The following is a 21059-nucleotide window of genomic DNA, read 5'->3' as shown; positions in this document are numbered from 1 at the left end:
ATCATTAAATCGTTGCCTGATAGAACAGCTAGCTGAAAGAAAAGTCATCCTATAAAAGAAGCAAAAAGCCTGGAGGCAAAACCATGGAGATGTTGTCAGGAGCCGAGATGGTCGTCCGGTCGTTAATCGACCAGGGCGTTAAGCACGTATTCGGTTATCCCGGCGGAGCGGTGTTGGATATCTATGATGCCCTGCATACGGTCGGTGGGATTGATCATGTGCTGGTGAGACATGAACAGGGTGCTGTTCATATGGCAGACGGTTATGCGCGCGCCACGGGCGATGTGGGCGTGGTGCTGGTGACTTCCGGTCCTGGCGCAACCAATGCTATCACCGGTATTGCCACGGCTTATATGGATTCCATTCCACTTGTGGTGCTATCCGGCCAGGTACACAGTTCACTCATTGGGTATGACGCGTTCCAGGAATGCGACATGGTGGGGATTTCCCGTCCGGTGGTGAAACACAGTTTTCTGGTAAAACGCGCGGAAGATATTCCGACTGTATTGAAAAAAGCGTTTTATCTGGCATCAACCGGCCGCCCTGGTCCGGTGGTGGTCGATTTACCGAAAGACGTGGTGAACCCGCAAATCAAGCTGCCTTACGCCTATCCTGAGCAGGTCACGATGCGTTCCTATAACCCGACCGTGCAGGGCCATCGCGGTCAAATCAAACGTGCGGTTCAGACTCTGCTGAACGCGAAAAAACCGGTGTTGTATGTCGGCGGCGGCGCGATCAACTCTGAATGTGATGCTGAATTACTGCAACTGGCTGAGAAACTGAATCTGCCGGTGACCAGTTCCCTGATGGGGCTGGGGGCGTTCCCGGGCACGCATCGTCAGAGCCTCGGCATGCTGGGTATGCATGGTACGTACGAAGCTAATATGGCGATGCACAATGCGGATTTGATCTTCGGTGTGGGCGTGCGTTTCGATGACCGGACCACCAACAATCTTGCGAAGTACTGCCCGAATGCGACGGTCATGCACATTGATATCGACCCGACCTCTATCTCCAAAACAGTTAATGCGGACATCCCGATTGTCGGCGATGCGAAGCAGACGCTGATTCAGATGCTGGAACTGCTGGCGCTAAGCGATGAGAAGCAGGAGTTCGATGCGCTGCGTGACTGGTGGCAGAATATTGAGAACTGGCGCGGGCGCGAATGTCTGAGCTATGACAAAAATACCGGCACCATCAAACCGCAGGCGGTTATCGAAACGCTGCATCGTCTGACCAAAGGCGAGGCGTATGTGACGTCTGACGTCGGCCAGCACCAGATGTTTGCTGCGCTGTATTACAAGTTCGACAAACCGCGCCATTGGATCAACTCCGGTGGCCTTGGCACGATGGGCTTTGGCCTGCCCGCTGCGCTGGGTGTCAAACTTGGACTGCCGGATGAAACCGTGATTTGTGTGACTGGTGACGGCAGTATCCAGATGAATATCCAGGAGCTTTCTACCGCACTGCAATACGATTTGCCGGTGATTGTCGTCAACCTGAACAACGGTTATCTCGGCATGGTGAAACAGTGGCAGGACATGATTTATTCCGGCCGCCATTCCCAGTCTTACATGCAGTCACTGCCTGATTTCGTCAAACTGGCGGAAGCTTACGGACATGTGGGTATTGCTATCCGTAAGCCTGAAGAGCTGGAAAGCAAACTGGCGCTGGCACTCGAACAGAAAAATCGTCTGGTATTTGTCGATATCAGCATTGATGAAACAGAACACGTTTACCCGATGCACATCCGTGGCGGTGCGATGGACGAAATGTGGTTAAGCAAAACGGAGAGGACCTGATCATGCGCCGGATTTTATCAGTATTACTGGAAAACGAATCGGGCGCGTTGTCCCGCGTAGTCGGCCTGTTCTCTCAGCGTGGGTATAACATTGAAAGCCTGACCGTGGCCCCGACCGATGATCCGACGTTGTCCCGCATGACGATTCAGACCGTCGGTGATGCCAAGGTGCTGGAGCAAATCGAAAAGCAATTGCATAAGCTGGTCGACGTACTGCGTGTAACTGAACTGATCCAGGGCGCGCACGTTGAACGTGAAATCATGCTGGTGAAGGTACAGGCTTCCGGTTATGGCCGCGAAGAAGTGAAGCGTTCTACCGAGATTTTCCGCGGCCAGATCGTCGATGTCACGGCCACGCTTTACACCGTTCAGCTTGCAGGAACCAGTGACAAACTTGATGCGTTTTTAGCCAGCATCCGTGATGTGGCAGAAATTGTGGAAGTGGCGCGCTCCGGTGTGGTCGGTGTTTCACGCGGCGACAAGATCATGCGTTAAAGTGTAAATAATCAGCAAGATGTAACATTTGTCTGCTCACTGAAAGCCCAACCCTTACGTTGGGCTTTCTTTTTTGCGAGTCAGGTGAAGCGATTCGGTAAAACACCTTGCCCGGCAGGGGCTTCTGCGGTTAGATAAAGCATTATCTTTATTAAGGGGTTTTCTCAGTGAAGCTGGATGAGATCGCGAGGTTAGCGGGCGTTTCGCGTACGACGGCCAGTTATGTCATTAACGGCAAGGCGAAACAGTATCGTGTCAGCGATAAGACAGTCGAAAAAGTCATGGCTGTCGTGAAGGAACATAACTATCACCCGAATGCGGTGGCAGCAGGTTTGCGTGCCGGCCGTACACGTTCAATTGGTCTGGTGATCCCCGATCTGGAAAACACCAGCTACACCAAAATCGCCAATTTCCTCGAGCGTCAGGCCCGTCAGCGCGGCTATCAGCTGCTGATCGCCTGTTCTGAAGATCAGCCGGATAACGAGATGCGGTGCATCGAACATCTGCTTCAGCGGCAGGTTGATGCGATAATTATCTCCACGTCATTACCACCGGAGCATCCTTTCTATCAACGCTGGGCCAACGATGATTTCCCGATCATTGCGCTCGACCGTGCGCTGGATCCTGAGCATTTCATCAGCGTCGTGGGCGCTGATCAAGACGACGCCCTGATGCTGGCGCAGGAACTGCGCACATTCCCGGCTGAGTCAGTACTCTATCTCGGCGCACTGCCGGAGCTTTCCGTGAGTTTCCTGCGCGAGCAGGGCTTTCGCCAGGCGTGGGCAGAAGATTCACGCCAGCCAAAATATCTGTACGCCAATGCGTACGATCGCGAATCAGCGGCGGTTGTTTTCGCCGACTGGCTGAAAACCAACCCGATGCCGCAGGCGTTATTTACCACCTCATTCCAGCTGTTGCAGGGCGTGATGGACGTGACGCTGAAAACCGAAGGGCGTCTGCCGGTGGATCTGGCGATTGCGACTTTCGGCGATAACGAGCTGCTAGATTTCCTCGAATGTCCTGTTCTGGCGGTCGCTCAGCGTCATCGTGACGTGGCTGAACGCGTGCTGGAGCTGGTGCTGGCTTGTCTTGATGAGCCGAAGAAACCGAAAGCCGGACTGACGCGAATCCGCCGTAATCTGTTCCGCCGTGGCCGTCTGAGTCGCAAGTAAACACCGCAACGGGCATTCTTCCTGAGTGCCCGTCACTATCCTCCCCGCACGCTCCAATCTCTTTTTCAGTAATTCGGCTTATTCTGTGGATAATACAATTATGAAAATTCCCATAGGAGATGAATGGGTAATTTAGGAGCATTCCCAGACAACTGAATTATTAAGAAATGTTTTCGCGCTTCCGTTGCCGATATAAACCTCCTAATCAATTTCTAAAATACGTTAATGCTGCCAGCAAAAGTCCTGTAGAATTCCCCGCTTAATTTCCCTCAGCATGGGTTTTGAAGAACGCTGATGGTTTTTAAAACGCCTCAAAGGCTTATGCCATGCGGGCTGGCAGACAAAATGATGATGATTTAGCAGTGATAGCCAAAAAAAAATTGAGAATGATTTTTTTTATGGCAAACCGGTCAAGAAATGAGAGTTAGATAGCAGAAGAATATAAATAGTTAAATAATGTTCAGTTTGGTTTTTTTTTAAACGAAATTATTAACCCTGCGAAATTTCTTCAACTAATCATGACGTTATTTTCTATCCCTCCTCTAAAACACCTCACGACACTGCGCAGTGCTTTCGTTTAGCTGCGTAAATATTGCCAAACCGCCTCTGCTCTGGCTTGACAAGGTTTTAAAACCATCCGTAAACTCTTTTCTGTGGGAATTTGTGGGGGAAAGTGGTGAAAAGGGTCACAGAGGGGTAGATCGGTCATGTTTCGTGGCGCGACGATGGTTAACCTCGACAGCAAAGGGCGACTTGCCGTACCCACCCGTTATCGGGATTTGCTGAGCGAAGAATCGCAAGGTCAAATGGTGTGCACCATAGACCTCCATCACCCATGTCTCCTCCTTTACACCCTCCCTGAATGGGAAGTAATCGAACAAAAATTGTCCCGTCTGTCGAGCATGAACCCCGTCGAGCGCCGTATTCAGCGCCTTTTACTCGGGCATGCCAGTGAATGTCAGATGGATAATGCCGGGCGTTTACTGATTGCAACCACACTGCGTCAGCACGCCGGGCTCGCAAAAGAAGTGATGCTGGTTGGACAGTTCAACAAGTTTGAGCTGTGGGATGAACAGACCTGGTATCAACAAGTTAAGGAAGACATCGACACTGAACAATCGTCTCAGGAACCGCTTTCTGAGAGATTACAGGACTTGTCATTATAAGCATGGTTGAAAACTACAAACACACTTCCGTTTTGCTGGATGAAGCCGTCAACGGCCTCAACATTCGACAGGACGGCATTTACATAGACGGAACTTTTGGCCGTGGTGGCCATTCACGTTTGATTCTGTCCCAGCTTGGGCCGGACGGACGCTTGCTGGCGATTGACCGCGATCCACAGGCGATCAAAGCCGCAGAAGCTATTGAAGACTCACGGTTCTCGATTGTTCACGGACCGTTTTCCGATCTTGCAGAGTATGTACGGGATCGTGGCCTTGAAGGCAAAATTGATGGCGTGCTGCTGGATCTGGGTGTTTCTTCACCGCAACTGGACGATGCCGAACGCGGCTTCTCTTTCATGCGCGACGGACCTCTGGATATGCGTATGGATCCAACCCGGGGTTATTCAGCCTCAGAATGGCTGATGAAAGCGGAAGAAGAGGACATCACCTGGGTATTGAAAACGTTTGGCGAAGAGCGTTTCGCGAAGCGTATCGCGCGCGCAATTGTTGAGCGTAACCGTGAATTGCCAATGACCCGTACCAAAGAACTGGCTGATTTGATTGCGAATGCCTCACCGTTTCGTGAAAAGCATAAGCATCCGGCTACGCGCAGTTTCCAGGCGATCCGTATCTACATCAACAGCGAGCTGGAAGAAATTGAACGTGCGCTGGACGGCGCGCTGGAAATTCTGGCACCAAAAGGGCGTTTGTCCGTGATCAGCTTCCACTCGCTGGAAGACCGTATCGTGAAGCGCTTTATCCGCCAGCACAGCCGTGGCGCTCAGGTTCCGGCGGGTATCCCGATGACCGAAGCGCAGATCGCTGAACTCGGTGGGCGTTCGCTGAAATCTGTTGGAAAAATGATGCCGTCCGAAGCGGAAGTTTCGGAGAACCCGCGGGCCCGCAGTTCTGTTCTGCGTTTTGCTGAGAGAACGAGCGCGTGATTGGCAACGAACGCCACGGACTGGTGGGAGTCATTGCCAGCGATATTCTTCGCAACGGCAAGATCCCAATGATTCTGCTGATCGCCGTTCTGGTCAGCGCAATATTCGTTGTGACCACGGCGCACCGTACGCGTTTACTGACGGCGCAGCGTGAACAACTGGTACTGGAAAGGGATGCGCTGGACATTGAATGGCGCAACCTGATCCTCGAAGAGAACGCTCTCGGCGATCACAGCCGGGTAGAACGCATCGCAACGGAGAAATTGCAGATGCAGCACGTTGATCCATCTCAAGAAATTATTGTGGTTCAGCCTTAAAATGCGCACGGAGAATACAGGCAGCTAATGAAAGCAACACGCACCGCGAAGTTAAAGCGTCCCGAAGATCAAGCCAGCTTTATCAGCTGGCGTTTTGCGTTGTTGTGCGCCTGTATCCTTCTGGCTCTGGTTGGCCTGATGTTGCGTGTGGCTTATCTGCAAGTCATTAACCCTGACAGGCTGGTCAAAGAAGGGGATTTGCGTTCCCTGCGCGTCCAGACCATCCCAACATCTCGCGGCATGATCACCGACCGTTCAGGCCGTCCCCTGGCAGTGAGCGTTCCGGTCAATGCGATCTGGGCCGACCCGAAAGAAATTAACGATCGCGGTGGTATCACGGTTGATACGAAATGGAAAGCACTGGCCGACGCGCTGAACATGCCGCTCGATCAGCTTTCAGCACGTATCAATGCGAATCCGAAAGGCCGCTTTGTGTATCTGGCGCGTCAGGTTAATCCGGCCGTTGGCGAATATGTCCATAAACTCAAGCTGCCGGGTATTTCCCTGCGTCAGGAATCCCGTCGCTATTATCCGGCCGGGCAGGTTACGTCGCACGTTATTGGCGTCACCAACATTGACGGCGAAGGCATTGAAGGCGTTGAGAAGAGTTTTGACCGCTGGCTGACGGGTAAACCAGGTGAACGTACCATCCGTAAAGACCGTTTTGGCCGCGTTATTGAAGACATCTCCACCGTCGACAGCCAGGCTGCACATAATCTGGCGCTGAGCATTGATGAACGTCTGCAAGCGCTGGTGTATCGCGAGCTGAATAACGCCGTGGCTTTCAACAAAGCGGAATCCGGCACTGCAGTATTGGTCGATGTGCAAACGGGTGAAGTGCTGGCGATGGCTAATAGTCCGTCCTATAACCCGAACAACATGCCGGATACGCCGAAAGACGTGATGCGTAACCGCGCGATTACTGACATTTTCGAACCGGGTTCTACCGTTAAACCGATGGTCGTCATGACCGCGTTGAAAAATGGCGTGGTTCGTGAGAACAGCGTGCTCAATACGCTGCCGTACCGGATCAACGGTCATGAGATTAAAGATGTGGCCCGTTACGCGGAGCTTTCCGTGACGGGTATCTTGCAGAAGTCGAGTAACGTCGGTGTTTCACGACTGGCGTTATCGATGCCGTCCGCAGAGCTGGTAGACACTTACTCGCGATTCGGATTGGGAAAACCAACCAATTTGGGGCTGGTTGGAGAAAGCAGTGGCTTATACCCTAAAAAACAACGGTGGTCTGACATAGAGAGGGCCACCTTCTCTTTCGGCTACGGGCTAATGGTGACACCTCTCCAGCTAGCGCGAGTCTATGCCACGATCGGCAGTATGGGCATTTATCGTCCGTTGTCGATCACACGTGTTGATCCGCCGGTTTCCGGCGAACGCGTGTTCCCTGAACCTCTGGTGCGCACCGTCGTTCATATGATGGAAAGCGTTGCGTTGCCAGGCGGCGGCGGCGTGAAAGCCGCTATCAAGGGTTACCGTATTGCGATTAAAACCGGTACTGCGAAGAAAGTCGGTCCGGATGGCAAATACGTCAATAAATACATTGCCTACACCGCAGGCGTTGCGCCGGCCAGCAATCCAAAATTTGCTCTGGTGGTCGTCATTAACGATCCGCAGGCAGGGAAGTATTACGGTGGGGCCGTTTCCGCACCGGTGTTTGGCGCCATCATGGGCGGAGTATTACGCACCATGAACGTTGAACCTGACGCGCTGACTGCCGATGAAAATGCAGACATAGTAAATAATCAAAAAGAGGCAACAGGTGGCAGATCGTAATTTGCGCGACATCTTAGCGCCCTGGGTGAGTGAAGCCCCGGCAGTAGCGCTAAAAGACATGATCTTAGACAGCCGCATTGCGGCTGCTGGCGATCTGTTTGTCGCGGTCTCAGGCCATACCAGTGATGGGCGTCGTTTTATTCCCCAGGCAATTGCTCAGGGCGTCGCTGCCGTCGTGGCCGAAGCAAAAGATGAACAAGAGCACGGAACGGTCTGCCAGATGCATGGTGTACCGGTGATATATCTTGAGGATCTCAACGTCCTGCTTTCCGAACTGGCAGGACGTTTTTATCAGCAGCCAGGCAAATCATTGCGTCTGGTTGGCGTGACAGGCACCAACGGTAAAACCACCACCACACAACTGCTGGCGCAGTGGAGCCAGCTGCTGGGCGAAACCAGTGCGGTGATGGGTACCGTGGGGAATGGCCTGCTCGATAATGTGGTTCCGGCGGAAAACACCACCGGTTCTGCCGTTCAGGTCCAGCATATTCTGGCTGATTTAGTGAAACAGGGTGCCACCTTCGCCGCGATGGAAGTCTCTTCCCACGGGCTGGTGCAGCATCGTGTAGCCGCGCTGCCGTTTGCTGCCGCTGCGTTTACCAACCTGAGCCGCGATCATCTGGATTACCACGGTGACATGCAGAGCTACGAAGAAGCCAAATGGCTGCTCTTCTCCTCGCATCCGGTCGGTCAGAAAATTATCAATGCTGACGATGAAGTCGGGGCGCGCTGGCTGGCGAAAACCCCGGATTCCGTTGCGGTCAGCATGGAAGACAAAATCCCGGCGGGCTGGAAAGGCCGCTGGCTGGTTGCCCGTAGCGTGAACTATCACGACAACGGCGCGACGGTAAATATCGATTCAAGCTGGGGCGAAGGCAAGCTGGAGAGCCGCCTGATGGGCGCGTTCAATGTCAGCAATCTGCTGGTTGCACTGGCGACTCTGCTTTCCCTTGATTATCCGCTGGCACAATTGCTGGCGACGGGTTCCCAGTTACAACCTGTTTGCGGGCGTATGGAAGTCTTCAACGCGCCGGGTAAACCGACCGCCGTTGTCGATTACGCACATACGCCGGATGCGCTGGAAAAAGCGCTGGCGGCTGCCCGTCTGCACTGCAAAGGGCAACTGTGGTGCGTGTTCGGTTGCGGTGGCGATCGCGATAAAGGCAAACGTCCTCTGATGGGTGGGATTGCCGAACAATTCGCCGATCGCGTTATTGTGACCGATGACAACCCGCGCAGCGAAGAACCTCGCGCCATCGTGGCGGATATTCTTGCCGGATTGCTTGATGCTGGCCGTGTGCAGGAAATCCATGGTCGTGCGGAAGCGGTGACCAGCGCCATCATGCAGGCGCAGGAAGACGACGTCGTTCTGATTGCCGGCAAAGGCCATGAAGATTATCAGCTGGTGGGAAATCAGCGTCTTGATTACTCCGACCGGGTGACTGTCGCACGTTTGCTGGGGGTGATCGCATGATCCGCGTTTCTCTGCAAACTCTGGCCGACGCGCTCAACGCTGAACTTGTCGGCGCGGATACACAAATTGACAGCGTGACGACGGATACCCGTCAGATCACCGAAGGCTGTTTATTTGTCGCGCTGAAAGGCGAAAAATTCGATGCCCACGATTTTGCGGCTGATGCCGTAAAAGCCGGAGCAGGTGCTTTGCTGGTAAGTAAGCGCTTACCGGTGGAAGTCCCTCAGTTAGTTGTCGCTGACACCCGCATTGCGCTGGGTCAACTCGGCGGCTGGGTTCGCCAGCAGGTTCCTGCCCGCGTGGTCGGCCTGACCGGCTCCTCCGGCAAGACTTCTGTGAAAGAAATGACCGCGGCGATTTTGCGTGAGTGCGGTAACGTCCTGTACACCGCAGGCAATTTCAATAACGACATCGGCGTACCGCTGACGTTACTGCGCCTGACCGCAGAGCATGATTTTGCCGTTATTGAGATGGGCGCAAACCATCCGGGCGAAATCGCCTATACCACCGCGCTGGCACGTCCTGAGACTACGCTGATCAACAATCTCTCTGCGGCTCATCTTGAAGGTTTTGGTTCGCTGGCCGGCGTTGCCCGCGCAAAAGGCGAGATTTTTGAAGGTTTGCCGGAAAACGGTATCGCGGTGATCAACGCTGAGAGTAATGACTGGGCAAACTGGCAGCACAAACTAACCGGTAAAACCGTCTGGCAGTTCTCTTCTGCAAAAAATGAGGGCATCGATTTCAACGCGACCGACGTCAGACTCAGCCCGCTGAACACCGCTTTCACTCTGCATTCACCAAAAGGCAGCATTGATGTTTCGTTGCCGGTGCCGGGACGCCACAACATTGCCAACGCTTTGGCTGCGGCTGCGCTGGCGCTGTCTGTCGGCGCTTCGCTTGAAAACGTGCGTGCTGGCCTGAAAACCCTGCAATCCGTCAAAGGACGTTTGTTCCCGATTGCGCTTAGCGAAGGCAAAACCGTGCTCGACGACAGCTATAACGCGAACGTCGGTTCAATGACGGCAGCGGCACAAGTGTTGTCAGAAATGCCGGGCTACCGCGTGATGGCCGTCGGCGACATGGCTGAACTGGGCGCTGAAAGCGAAAGCTGTCACCGTCAGGTCGGCGAAGCGATCCGTGCAGCAGGTATCGATAAAGTATTCAGTATTGGTCACGACAGCCGCATCATCAGTGATGCCAGCGGATGTGGTGAGCATTTAGAGGATAAGGCAGCCCTGACGGCCCGTTTAACGAGCTTACTGTCTGAACACGCGGTAATTACCGTTTTGATTAAAGGTTCACGTAGTGCCGCAATGGAGCAGGTAGTACGCGCGTTACAGGAGAATGCAACATGCTAGTTTGGCTGGCCGAACACTTGGTCAAATATTATTCCGGCTTCAACGTCTTTTCCTACCTGACGTTTCGCGCCATTGTCAGCCTGCTGACTGCTTTGTTCCTGTCTTTGTGGATCGGACCACGGATGATTGCCCGTCTGCAAAAAATGTCTTTTGGTCAGGTTGTCCGTAACGACGGCCCGGAATCGCATTTCAGTAAACGCGGGACGCCAACGATGGGCGGCCTGATGATCCTGGCATCCATCACAATTTCCGTTCTGATGTGGGCTTACCCGTCTAACCCGTATGTCTGGTGCGTGCTGTTTGTTCTGCTGGGCTACGGTGTTGTCGGTTTTATCGATGACTACCGCAAAGTCGTCCGTAAAGACACCAAGGGTCTGATTGCCCGCTGGAAATACTTCTGGCAGTCAGTTATCGCACTTGCCGCCGCCTTCACGATGTATGCCATCGGGAAAGACACGCCAGCCACTGAGCTGGTAGTGCCGTTCTTTAAAGACGTCATGCCGCAGCTGGGGCTGCTGTATATCTTGCTGAGCTACTTCGTGATTGTCGGAACCAGTAACGCCGTTAACCTGACCGATGGTTTAGACGGCCTGGCGATTATGCCAACCGTGTTCGTCGCAGCTGGCTTTGCGCTGGTGGCCTGGGCGACCGGTAACATGAATTTTGCCAGCTACCTGCACATTCCTTACCTTCGCCACGCGGGTGAACTGGTGATCGTGTGTACCGCCATTGTCGGCGCCGGTCTTGGCTTCCTGTGGTTCAACACCTATCCGGCTCAAGTTTTCATGGGTGATGTCGGTTCACTGGCTCTGGGCGGTGCGCTGGGGACTATCGCCGTGTTGCTGCGTCAGGAATTCTTACTGGTGATTATGGGCGGTGTGTTCGTGGTTGAAACACTGTCGGTCATCTTGCAAGTCGGGTCCTTTAAGTTACGTGGTCAGCGCATTTTCCGTATGGCGCCCATCCATCATCACTACGAACTTAAAGGCTGGCCGGAACCGCGCGTCATCGTGCGCTTCTGGATTATTTCGCTGATGCTGGTCCTGATTGGCCTGGCGACGCTGAAGGTGCGGTAATTATGGCTGACTATCAGGGTAAAAAAGTGGTCATCACCGGGCTGGGTCTTACCGGCCTGTCCTGTGTTGATTTCTTTGTGGCACGGGGCGTGACGCCGCGTGTTATTGATACCCGCGTCAGCCCGCCCGGACTGGATAAACTCGCGGATAACATTGAACGTCATCTGGGTTCGCTCAATGAAGACTGGCTGCTCGATGCGGACCTGATTATCGCCAGCCCCGGTATGGCGCTGGCGACTCCTGCACTGAGCGCTGCCGCCGATGCGGGCGTGGAAATAATCGGTGATATCGAGCTGTTCTGCCGCGAAACGCAAACGCCGATTGTGGCGATCACTGGTTCTAATGGTAAAAGCACTGTAACAACGCTGGTTGGCGAAATGGCGAAAGCTGCCGGATGGCGCGTCGGCGTGGGCGGTAACATTGGTCTGCCAGTACTGACCATGCTTGATCATGAATACGATTTGTTTGTGCTCGAACTGTCCAGTTTCCAGCTTGAAACTACGCACAGTCTGCACGCGGCGGCCGCGACGATCCTCAACGTGACCGAAGATCATATGGATCGCTATCCGTTTGGTTTGCAGCAGTATCGCGCGGCAAAACTGAAAGTTTATGAAAACGCTGCGCTGTGCGTCGTCAATGCTGATGATGCGCTGACAATGCCGGTGCGTGGCGCTGATAAACGTTGCGTGAGTTTTGGTGTGGATGTCGGTGATTACCATCTGACACGCCAGCAGGATGATATCTGGCTGCGTGTGCGTGGCGAGAAAGTACTGAATACCAAAGAAATGCCGCTGACAGGCCGCCACAATTATACCAACGCGCTGGCTGCACTGGCACTCGCGGATGCCGTGGGCATTCCTCATGCTTCAGGCCTGAAAGCCCTGACGACCTTTACCGGACTGGCGCACCGTTTTCAGGTAGCGTGGCAACACAATGGCGTCCGTTGGATCAACGATTCCAAAGCGACCAACGTCGGTAGCACCGAAGCAGCCCTCAACGGCCTGCACGTTGAGGGTACATTGCACCTACTGCTGGGCGGTGACGGGAAATCTGCGGATTTCTCGCCTCTGACGAAATATTTGCAGGGCGATAATCTGCGCATCTACTGCTTTGGCCGTGACGGCGCGGAGCTGGCAGATTTACGTCCTGAAGTTTCTTCTCTGTTTGAAACGATGGAACAGGCGATGCGTGATATCAGCACGCATGTGGCGTCAGGCGATATGGTTTTACTGTCTCCGGCCTGCGCAAGTCTTGATCAGTTCCGCAGTTTTGAACAACGCGGTGATGTTTTCACTGCGCTGGCGAAGGAGCTGGGTTAATGCGGATCCGTATCCCGGGGCTGAGCCTCGTCGGAAAATTTAACGACTGGGTGATGGGGTCGAAAGAAAACGACTCGCTGACGCTGGTGCTGTATGACCGGACGCTGCTGTGGCTGACATTTGGTCTGGCAATTATCGGCTTCGTGATGGTGACATCGGCTTCGATGCCGATCGGCCAGCGTCTGGCTGATGACCCGTTTTTGTTTGCCAAACGTGATGCGATTTACCTTGCCCTGGCCTTCGGGCTTTCGCTGGTCACGCTGCGTGTACCGATGGCGATCTGGCAGAAATACAGTAACGTTCTGCTGCTGCTTTCCGTGGTGATGTTGCTGGTTGTGCTGGTGGTGGGAAGCTCGGTTAACGGGGCATCACGCTGGATTTCACTGGGGCCATTGCGTATTCAGCCCGCAGAGTTTTCCAAGCTGTCACTGTTTTGCTATCTCGCCAGCTATCTGGTGCGAAAGGTTGATGAAGTCCGGAGCAACTTCTGGGGTTTTTGTAAACCGATGGGTGTAATGGTGGTTCTGGCGGTTCTCCTGCTGGCCCAGCCTGACCTCGGTACCGTCGTAGTACTGTTTATTACCACGCTGGCGATGTTGTTCCTGGCGGGGGCAAAAATGTGGCAGTTCCTGGCCATCATCGGGTCCGGTGCTTTCGCCGTTGTGTTGCTGGTTCTGGCCGAACCGTACCGTATGCGCCGCGTAACGTCGTTCTGGAATCCGTGGGCCGATCCGTTTGGCAGTGGCTACCAGTTAACCCAGTCACTGATGGCGTTTGGTCGCGGTGAATTCTGGGGCCAGGGGCTCGGGAATTCGGTGCAGAAACTGGAGTATTTACCGGAAGCGCATACCGACTTTATCTTCTCCATTTTGGGTGAAGAATTGGGGTATTTCGGTGTGGTTTTGGCTTTGTTGATGGTATTCTTCGTCGCTTTTCGCGCCATGTCCATCGGGCGTCGCGCACTGGAGATTGACCAGCGTTTTTCCGGATTTTTGGCCTGCTCAATTGGCGTGTGGTTCAGCTTCCAGGCGCTGGTTAACGTCGGGGCCGCTGCGGGGATGCTACCAACGAAAGGTCTGACCTTACCGCTCATCAGTTACGGTGGTTCGAGTCTGTTAATTATGTCGACGGCAATCGTGTTATTGCTGCGAGTGGATTTTGAAACGCGTCTGGCAAAAGCCCAGGCGTTTGTAAGGAGCGCCCGATGAGTGGCAATACCCGGCGTTTGATGGTGATGGCAGGCGGTACCGGCGGGCACGTTTTCCCCGGTCTGGCCGTCGCACATCATCTTATGGCGCAAGGCTGGGAAGTTCGCTGGCTGGGCACCGCAGACCGAATGGAAGCGGATTTGGTGCCAAAGAATGGCATCGAGATTGATTTCATTAAAATCTCAGGATTACGTGGGAAAGGTCTGAAAGCGCAACTCACTGCCCCTGTTCGCATATATCATGCCTGGCGCCAGGCGAAAGCCATCATGAAGCGCTTCCAGCCTGATGTGGTTTTAGGTATGGGCGGTTACGTTTCCGGCCCCGGCGGTCTGGCGGCATGGTCACTGGGTATTCCGGTGGTGCTGCATGAACAAAATGGTATTGCGGGCATGACCAATCGCGGTTTGTCGCACATTGCCAAAAAAGTATTACAGGCGTTTCCCGGCGCATTCCCGAATGCGGCCGTGGTCGGTAATCCGGTGCGGACCGATGTGCTGGCGCTGGAATTACCGCAAACCCGTCTGGCCGGGCGCGAAGGACCAATCCGTGTGCTGGTCATTGGCGGAAGTCAGGGCGCGCGGGTCCTGAATCAGACCATGCCGGAAGTGGCAGCGCTGATGGGCGAAAAAATTACGTTGTGGCATCAGGTCGGTAAAGGCGCGCTGGAGTCCGTGAATCAGGCTTACGAAAAAGCCGGTCAGACTCAGCATAAAGTGACCGAATTCATTGATGACATGGCAGCGGCTTATGCCTGGGCGGATGTGGTGGTATGCCGCTCCGGCGCGTTAACGGTCAGTGAAATTGCTGCCGCAGGTTTGCCAGCCATTTTTGTGCCATTCCAGCATAAAGACCGCCAGCAGTACTGGAACGCATTGCCGCTTGAAAAAGCCGGTGCTGCAAAGATTATTGAGCAGAAAGATTTTAGTGCCGCCGCCGTCGCTGACCTGATGGCCGGATGGGACAGAACCCATCTGATAGAAATGGCAAGAGCTGCGCGTGCCGCCGCCATTCCTGATGCGACAGAACGTGTAGCCGCAGAAGTGGTTGCCGCCAGTAAAAAATGAAATTGAACGGGCCATGCGCAGCGTGGTCCCAGCCGTAAGAAACGGATTAATCAGTAACCTGAAATAGTGAATAAAAACGTGAATACACAACAATTGGCGAAACTGCGTACCTTCGTGCCCGAGATGCATCGTGTCCGGCACATTCACTTTGTTGGCATCGGTGGTGCCGGCATGGGTGGTATCGCCGAAGTGTTGGCCAATGAAGGCTATCAGATTAGCGGTTCTGACTTAGCGCCGAACGCGGTCACTCAGCAACTGACTGCACTGGGCGCGACAATTTATTTCAATCACCGCCCGGAGAATGTGCTGGATGCCAGCGTGGTGGTGGTTTCGACGGCTATCTCTTCCGATAATCCGGAAATTGTTGCCGCCCGTGAAGCGCGCATCCCGGTTATCCGTCGCGCGGAAATGCTTGCCGAGCTGATGCGTTTTCGTCACGGCATCGCCGTGGCAGGGACACACGGTAAAACCACGACCACGGCGATGGTCACCAGCATTTACGCAGAAGCCGGGCTGGACCCGACTTTCGTAAACGGCGGACTGGTTAAAGCAGCCGGAACGCATGCGCGTCTGGGTTCCAGCCGTTTTCTGATTGCAGAAGCGGATGAAAGCGATGCGTCGTTCTTGCATCTGCAACCGATGGTGGCGATTGTGACCAACATCGAAGCGGATCACATGGATACGTATCAGGGCGATTTTGAAAACCTGAAACAGACGTTTGTAAATTTCCTGCACAATCTGCCGTTCTACGGACGTGCGGTGATGTGTATTGATGATCCGGTGATCCGTGAGCTGATCCCGCGTGTAGGCCGCCATATGACGACCTACGGTTTCAGCGAAGATGCGGATGTCATTATCGAAAATTACCGTCAGGTTGGCGCGCAGGGGCACTTTACGATACGTCGTCAGGATCTGCCGCTGATCAGCGTAACCCTGAACGCACCGGGCCGACATAACGCCCTGAATGCCGCTGCGGCCGTTGCTGTTGCGACAGATGAAGGTATCAGCGATGACGCAATTTTGCGTGCGCTGGAAGGCTTCCAGGGAACGGGTCGTCGTTTTGATTTCCTGGGCGATTACGCGCTGGAAAATGTAAACGGAAAAACCGGAAGCGCAATGCTGGTTGATGACTACGGTCACCATCCGACAGAAGTGGATGCGACAATCAAAGCAGCGCGCGCGGGCTGGGCGAACAAGCGTCTGGTGATGATTTTCCAGCCTCACCGTTACACGCGTACCCGCGATTTGTACGACGACTTCGCGAATGTGCTGTCTCAGGTCGATGTGCTGATCATGCTTGACGTTTACCCGGCAGGTGAAGCGCCAATTCCGGGTGCCGACAGCCGCTCGTTATGCCGCACCATTCGTGCGCGAGGCAAGCTGGATCCTATTCTGGTTTCTGATATTGACGCAGTACCTGAAAGTCTGGCGCAGATCCTCGAAGGTGACGATTTAGTGCTGGTGCAGGGTGCCGGTAACGTTGGCAAAGTGGCCCGAAAATTGGCTGATCAAAAGTTGCAGCCAGTGAAAAAAGGTGAAGAACATCATGTCTGAGAAAGTAGCGGTATTGTTGGGTGGTACTTCCGCAGAACGCGATGTGTCATTGCAGTCCGGCGCTGCCGTGCTGGCAGGTTTACGCGAATCAGGTGTGGATGCGCATGGCATCGATACCAAAACATTCAACGTGGCGCTTCTTAAAGAAGAAGGGTTCAGCAAAGTCTTTATCGCGCTGCATGGCCGCGGCGGTGAAGACGGTACGTTGCAAGGATTGCTCGAGCAAATCGGCCTGCCATATACCGGCAGTGGCGTGATGGCTTCCGCACTGACCATGGATAAATTCCGCACCAAACTGGTGTGGCAGGCGCTGGGTTTGCCGGTTGCCCCGTTTGTGACGTTGCATCGTTCACAAATTGAAGAAGCAGGGCAGGGCGCTCTGGCGGCAAGAATCGCCGAATTAGGCCTGCCGGTTATCGTCAAACCGAGCCGCGAAGGTTCGAGCGTCGGCATGAGCAAAGTGACAACGGAAAAAGAGTTGTTGCCAGCCCTGCAGGAAGGCTTCCGTCATGACGATAACGTACTGATTGAAAAATGGTTAAGTGGCCCGGAATACACGGTAGCTATCGTGGGCGATCAGGTTATGCCATCAATCCGCATCCAGCCAGCCGGAACGTTTTATGACTATCAGGCGAAGTATCTTTCTGACGAAACACAGTATTTTTGCCCGAGCGGTTTAAGCGAGGAGCAGGAAAAACAGTTATCTGCGCTGGCCTTGCAGGCTTATCAGGCACTCGATTGCAGTGGCTGGGGGCGTGTTGACGTGATGCAGGATGGTGACGGCAGCTTTAATTTGCTGGAAGTGAATACTTCGCCAGGAATGACCAGCCACAGCTTAGTGCCGATGGCGGCTAAACATTCCGGGCTGAGCTTCCCGCAACTCGTTTTCCGTATTCTGGCTTTGGCTGACTGATATGTCTCAAGCCGCCCTGAATACCCGAGAGCGTGAGACGGCCGAGAGCAACAGCGGCCGTCGCAGTAACGGTGGCCAGCTGGCAGGGATTGTGTTCTTGCTGTTGGTGGTAGGAACTATTTTATGGAGTGCGTGGGCCGTTATTGGCTGGATGCAGGATGCGAACCGGTTGCCGTTGTCTCAGCTTGTGGTTACGGGAGAACGTCATTACACGACCAACGATGATATTCGTCAGGCGATTCTGTCCTTAGGGGCACCGGGAACGTTCATGACGCAGGATGTAAACGTCATTCAGCAGCAGATTGAACGTTTACCCTGGATAAAACAGGTCAGCGTCCGCAAGCAATGGCCGAATGAATTGAAGATTCACCTGGTGGAGTATGTGCCGGTCGCACACTGGAATGATCTGCATATGGTTGATGCCGATGGCAAATCATTCAGCATACCCGCTGAACGTGTGGTCAAACAGAAAATGCCGTTGCTTTACGGTCCGGAAGGCAGCGAACAGGATGTTTTGCAGGGCTTTCAAACGATGAGCCAGGCGCTGGCCGCCGGGAAATTCACGCTGAAGGCAGTAGCAATGAGTGCGCGTCACTCGTGGCAGTTAACTCTGGATAGCGACGTCCGGCTGGAATTGGGGAGAGATGACCGGATGGGGCGTTTACAACGTTTTATCGAGCTTTACCCGCGATTCCAGCAACAGGCTGAAGCCGATAAAAAACGCATTACATATGTCGATTTACGTTATGACAGCGGTGCGTCGGTAGGTTGGGCTCCGGAGTTTATTGACCAGCAAAACAGTAATCAGCAACAGAATCAGGCACAGGCTAAACAACAATGATCAAGTCGACGGACAGAAAACTGGTAGTTGGGCTGGAAATCGGTACGGCAAAAGTCGCCGCATTGGTGGGGGAAGTTCTGCCCGATGGCATGGTCAATATTATCGGTGTGGGCAGTTGCCCGTCCCGGGGCATGGACAAGGGTGGCGTGAATGATCTGGAATCGGTGGTGAAGTGCGTACAGCGCGCCATCGATCAGGCTGAACTGATGGCGGATTGCCAGATTTCCTCTGTTTACCTTGCTTTGTCTGGTAAACATATCAGTTGCCAGAATGAAATAGGGATGGTTCCTATTTCAGAAGAGGAAGTCACGCAGGAAGATGTAGAGAACGTTGTGCATACCGCGAAGTCGGTACGCGTACGTGACGAACATCGTGTTCTGCATGTGATCCCTCAGGAATACGCCATTGATTATCAGGAAGGGATCAAAAACCCTGTCGGACTTTCCGGCGTGCGTATGCAGGCAAAAGTTCACCTGATTACCTGCCATAACGATATGGCGAAGAACATTGTGAAAGCGGTTGAACGCTGTGGCTTGAAAGTTGACCAGCTGATTTTTGCCGGTCTGGCTGCCAGTTATGCGGTTCTGACCGAAGATGAGCGCGAATTAGGAGTCTGTGTCGTCGATATTGGTGGTGGAACCATGGATATCGCGGTTTATACCGGCGGCGCACTACGTCATACTAAGGTTATCCCTTATGCAGGGAACGTGGTCACCAGCGACATCGCTTATGCGTTTGGAACGCCACCGACCGATGCCGAAGCTATCAAGGTTCGCCACGGTTGTGCATTAGGTTCGATTGTCGGCAAAGACGAAAACGTCGAAGTGCCGAGCGTAGGCGGACGCCCTCCGCGCAGTCTGCAACGTCAGACATTGGCTGAAGTCATCGAGCCTCGTTATACAGAATTGCTGAATCTAGTGAACGACGAAATTTTGCAATTGCAGGAGCAGTTACGTCAGCAAGGCGTAAAACATCATCTGGCCGCCGGTATTGTTTTGACAGGCGGCGCAGCACAAATTGATGGTCTGGCAGCTTGTGCGCAGCGGGTATTCCATACCCAGGTGCGTATCGGGCAACCTCTGAACATCACAGGGCTGACAGATTATGCGCAGGAACCTTACTACTCAACGGCTGTAGGGCTGCTGCACTATGGAAAAGAGTCTCACCTGAGCGGTGAGGCCGAAGTGGAAAAACGCGCCTCAGTGGGCAATTGGTTCAAAAGAATCAACAGCTGGCTGAGAAAAGAGTTTTAATGTTTTAACAACGGGATCATGCTGTTATGGTTTTTGATCCCGACGCGACAGGCACAAAACGGAGAGAAACTATGTTTGAACCTATGGAACTGACCAACGACGCGGTGATTAAAGTCATCGGCGTCGGCGGTGGCGGCGGTAACGCTGTCGAACACATGGTGCGTGAGCGCATCGAAGGTGTTGAATTCTTTGCCGTTAACACAGACGCCCAGGCGTTGCGTAAAACGGCTGTAGGCCAGACAATTCAGATCGGTAGCGGTATTACCAAAGGTCTGGGTGCTGGCGCGAACCCTGAAGTGGGTCGCAATTCTGCAGAAGAAGACCGTGAAGCCCTGCGCGCTGCGCTTGAAGGTGCTGACATGGTCTTTATCGCAGCGGGCATGGGCGGCGGTACCGGTACCGGTGCTGCGCCAGTGGTAGCTGAAGTTGCAAAAGATTTGGGTATTCTGACCGTTGCTGTCGTGACTAAGCCTTTCAACTTTGAAGGCAAGAAGCGTATGGCATTCGCGGAGCAGGGTATCGCTGAGCTGTCCAAGCATGTGGACTCTCTGATCACTATCCCGAACGACAAACTGTTGAAAGTTCTGGGTCGCGGTATCTCTCTGCTGGACGCTTTCGGTGCGGCCAATGACGTGCTGAAAGGTGCGGTACAGGGTATCGCAGAGCTGATCACCCGTCCGGGTCTGATGAACGTCGACTTTGCTGATGTGCGCACCGTAATGTCCGAAATGGGTTATGCCATGATGGGTTCCGGCGTGGCATGTGGTGAAGACCGTGCTGAAGAAGCGGCTGAAATGGCGATCTCCAGCCCGTTGCTGGAAGACATCGACTTGTCCGGCGCGCGCGGCGTACTGGTCAACATTACTGCGGGCTTCGACCTGCGTCTGGATGAATTCGAAACTGTGGGTAACACTATCCGTGCTTTCGCTTCTGACAACGCCACCGTAGTTATCGGTACTTCCCTTGACCCGGAAATGAATGACGAACTGCGTGTTACCGTGGTTGCGACCGGCATCGGCATGGACAAACGTCCAGAGATCACTTTGGTGACCAACAAGCCAGCCAGCCAGCCAGTGATGGATCACCGTTACCAGCAGCACGGGATGTCTCCGTTGCCGCAGGAAACCAAGCCAGCGGCTAAAGTGGTGAATGATCAAAGCGCGCAATCTAATAAAGAGCCCGACTATTTGGACATCCCGGCCTTCCTGCGTAAGCAGGCAGACTAGTCCGAATTGTAGGATCTCCGCTCTTTGTGCTAAACTGTCCCACCGATCTTAAGGTAAGCTTAGGTCGGTTGGATGGATAACATTGCG

Annotated in this window: 18 protein-coding genes; all 18 read left to right on the top strand. The window is 53.8% G+C overall.

Annotation, left to right across the window (positions count from 1 at the left end):
• Positions 1–83: 83 nt before the first annotated feature.
• Positions 84–1802: an acetolactate synthase 3 large subunit gene (gene ilvI / locus J8X26_RS01840; RefSeq protein ID WP_165058993.1), complete on the top strand. Its 1719-nt coding sequence runs from the start codon at positions 84–86 to the stop codon at positions 1800–1802.
• Positions 1803–1804: 2 nt separating this feature from the next.
• On the top strand, positions 1805–2296 hold the full coding sequence (ilvN, locus tag J8X26_RS01835; protein ID WP_152325139.1) for an acetolactate synthase small subunit: 492 nt from the start codon (positions 1805–1807) through the stop codon (positions 2294–2296).
• Positions 2297–2463: 167 nt separating this feature from the next.
• Positions 2464–3468: a catabolite repressor/activator gene (gene cra / locus J8X26_RS01830; protein WP_152325138.1), complete on the top strand. Its 1005-nt coding sequence runs from the start codon at positions 2464–2466 to the stop codon at positions 3466–3468.
• Positions 3469–4175: 707 nt separating this feature from the next.
• Positions 4176–4634 carry a division/cell wall cluster transcriptional repressor MraZ gene (mraZ, locus tag J8X26_RS01825; protein ID WP_104923345.1) on the top strand — a complete coding sequence of 153 codons (459 nt, stop codon included), beginning with the start codon at positions 4176–4178 and terminating at the stop codon, positions 4632–4634.
• Positions 4635–4636: 2 nt separating this feature from the next.
• Positions 4637–5578, top strand: a complete 942-nt coding sequence (rsmH, locus tag J8X26_RS01820; RefSeq protein ID WP_208950012.1) for a 16S rRNA (cytosine(1402)-N(4))-methyltransferase RsmH — start codon at positions 4637–4639, stop codon at positions 5576–5578.
• Positions 5575–5895 carry a cell division protein FtsL gene (gene ftsL / locus J8X26_RS01815; protein WP_152325136.1) on the top strand — a complete coding sequence of 107 codons (321 nt, stop codon included), beginning with the start codon at positions 5575–5577 and terminating at the stop codon, positions 5893–5895. Before rsmH ends, ftsL begins: the two co-directional genes overlap by 4 nt.
• Before the next feature lie 27 nt (positions 5896–5922).
• Positions 5923–7686 (top strand): peptidoglycan glycosyltransferase FtsI, encoded by a 1764-nt coding sequence (locus J8X26_RS01810; protein ID WP_152325135.1) that lies wholly within the window; start codon positions 5923–5925, stop codon positions 7684–7686.
• Positions 7673–9160, top strand: coding sequence for a UDP-N-acetylmuramoyl-L-alanyl-D-glutamate--2,6-diaminopimelate ligase (gene murE, locus J8X26_RS01805; RefSeq protein WP_208950011.1), 1488 nt, complete (start codon positions 7673–7675; stop codon positions 9158–9160). Before J8X26_RS01810 ends, murE begins: the two co-directional genes overlap by 14 nt.
• On the top strand, positions 9157–10518 hold the full coding sequence (gene murF / locus J8X26_RS01800) for a UDP-N-acetylmuramoyl-tripeptide--D-alanyl-D-alanine ligase (protein ID WP_208950010.1): 1362 nt from the start codon (positions 9157–9159) through the stop codon (positions 10516–10518). Before murE ends, murF begins: the two co-directional genes overlap by 4 nt.
• Positions 10512–11594, top strand: coding sequence for a phospho-N-acetylmuramoyl-pentapeptide-transferase (gene mraY / locus J8X26_RS01795; protein WP_152325132.1), 1083 nt, complete (start codon positions 10512–10514; stop codon positions 11592–11594). Before murF ends, mraY begins: the two co-directional genes overlap by 7 nt.
• A gap of 2 nt (positions 11595–11596) precedes the next feature.
• Entirely contained in the window at positions 11597–12913 is a 1317-nt protein-coding gene (murD, locus tag J8X26_RS01790) for a UDP-N-acetylmuramoyl-L-alanine--D-glutamate ligase (protein ID WP_208950009.1), read from the top strand.
• Positions 12914–12918: 5 nt separating this feature from the next.
• A complete protein-coding gene (gene ftsW / locus J8X26_RS01785) occupies positions 12919–14121 on the top strand; it encodes a cell division protein FtsW (protein ID WP_370530255.1) in 1203 nt (400 codons plus the stop codon).
• On the top strand, positions 14118–15185 hold the full coding sequence (murG, locus tag J8X26_RS01780) for an undecaprenyldiphospho-muramoylpentapeptide beta-N-acetylglucosaminyltransferase (protein WP_208950008.1): 1068 nt from the start codon (positions 14118–14120) through the stop codon (positions 15183–15185). The genes ftsW and murG overlap by 4 nt, the downstream gene beginning before the upstream one ends.
• A 78-nt stretch (positions 15186–15263) precedes the next feature.
• A complete protein-coding gene (murC, locus tag J8X26_RS01775; protein ID WP_152325128.1) occupies positions 15264–16739 on the top strand; it encodes a UDP-N-acetylmuramate--L-alanine ligase in 1476 nt (491 codons plus the stop codon).
• The gene (locus J8X26_RS01770; protein ID WP_165059007.1) at positions 16732–17652 is read left to right on the top strand and encodes a D-alanine--D-alanine ligase; all 921 of its coding nucleotides are present in this window, start codon (positions 16732–16734) and stop codon (positions 17650–17652) included. Before murC ends, J8X26_RS01770 begins: the two co-directional genes overlap by 8 nt.
• 1 nt (position 17653) lies before the next feature.
• On the top strand, positions 17654–18493 hold the full coding sequence (gene ftsQ, locus J8X26_RS01765) for a cell division protein FtsQ (protein WP_152325126.1): 840 nt from the start codon (positions 17654–17656) through the stop codon (positions 18491–18493).
• Entirely contained in the window at positions 18490–19746 is a 1257-nt protein-coding gene (gene ftsA / locus J8X26_RS01760; protein WP_009634688.1) for a cell division protein FtsA, read from the top strand. Before ftsQ ends, ftsA begins: the two co-directional genes overlap by 4 nt.
• A 71-nt stretch (positions 19747–19817) precedes the next feature.
• Positions 19818–20972, top strand: a complete 1155-nt coding sequence (ftsZ, locus tag J8X26_RS01755; protein WP_013577005.1) for a cell division protein FtsZ — start codon at positions 19818–19820, stop codon at positions 20970–20972.
• The last annotated feature ends 87 nt before the right edge of the window (positions 20973–21059 follow it).

The organism is Rahnella sp. ChDrAdgB13, assembly GCF_017655185.1.
GTDB lineage: Bacteria > Pseudomonadota > Gammaproteobacteria > Enterobacterales > Enterobacteriaceae > Rahnella > Rahnella contaminans.
Note: the sequence above shows the minus strand (reverse complement) of the source record. Positions and strands in the feature narration are given on the sequence as shown.

Bases quoted from the DNA above. Each gene is read 5' to 3' on its own strand.
- ilvI (WP_165058993.1), top strand. From the start codon at position 84: ATGGAGATGTTGTCAGGAGCCGAGATGGTCGTCCGGTCGTTAATCGAC.
- ilvN (WP_152325139.1), top strand. From the start codon at position 1,805: ATGCGCCGGATTTTATCAGTATTACTGGAAAACGAATCGGGCGCGTTG.
- mraZ (WP_104923345.1), top strand. From the start codon at position 4,176: ATGTTTCGTGGCGCGACGATGGTTAACCTCGACAGCAAAGGGCGACTT.
- rsmH (WP_208950012.1), top strand. From the start codon at position 4,637: ATGGTTGAAAACTACAAACACACTTCCGTTTTGCTGGATGAAGCCGTC.
- J8X26_RS01810 (WP_152325135.1), top strand. From the start codon at position 5,923: ATGAAAGCAACACGCACCGCGAAGTTAAAGCGTCCCGAAGATCAAGCC.
- murF (WP_208950010.1), top strand. From the start codon at position 9,157: ATGATCCGCGTTTCTCTGCAAACTCTGGCCGACGCGCTCAACGCTGAA.
- mraY (WP_152325132.1), top strand. From the start codon at position 10,512: ATGCTAGTTTGGCTGGCCGAACACTTGGTCAAATATTATTCCGGCTTC.
- murD (WP_208950009.1), top strand. From the start codon at position 11,597: ATGGCTGACTATCAGGGTAAAAAAGTGGTCATCACCGGGCTGGGTCTT.
- murG (WP_208950008.1), top strand. From the start codon at position 14,118: ATGAGTGGCAATACCCGGCGTTTGATGGTGATGGCAGGCGGTACCGGC.
- J8X26_RS01770 (WP_165059007.1), top strand. From the start codon at position 16,732: ATGTCTGAGAAAGTAGCGGTATTGTTGGGTGGTACTTCCGCAGAACGC.
- ftsQ (WP_152325126.1), top strand. From the start codon at position 17,654: ATGTCTCAAGCCGCCCTGAATACCCGAGAGCGTGAGACGGCCGAGAGC.
- ftsA (WP_009634688.1), top strand. From the start codon at position 18,490: ATGATCAAGTCGACGGACAGAAAACTGGTAGTTGGGCTGGAAATCGGT.
- ftsZ (WP_013577005.1), top strand. From the start codon at position 19,818: ATGTTTGAACCTATGGAACTGACCAACGACGCGGTGATTAAAGTCATC.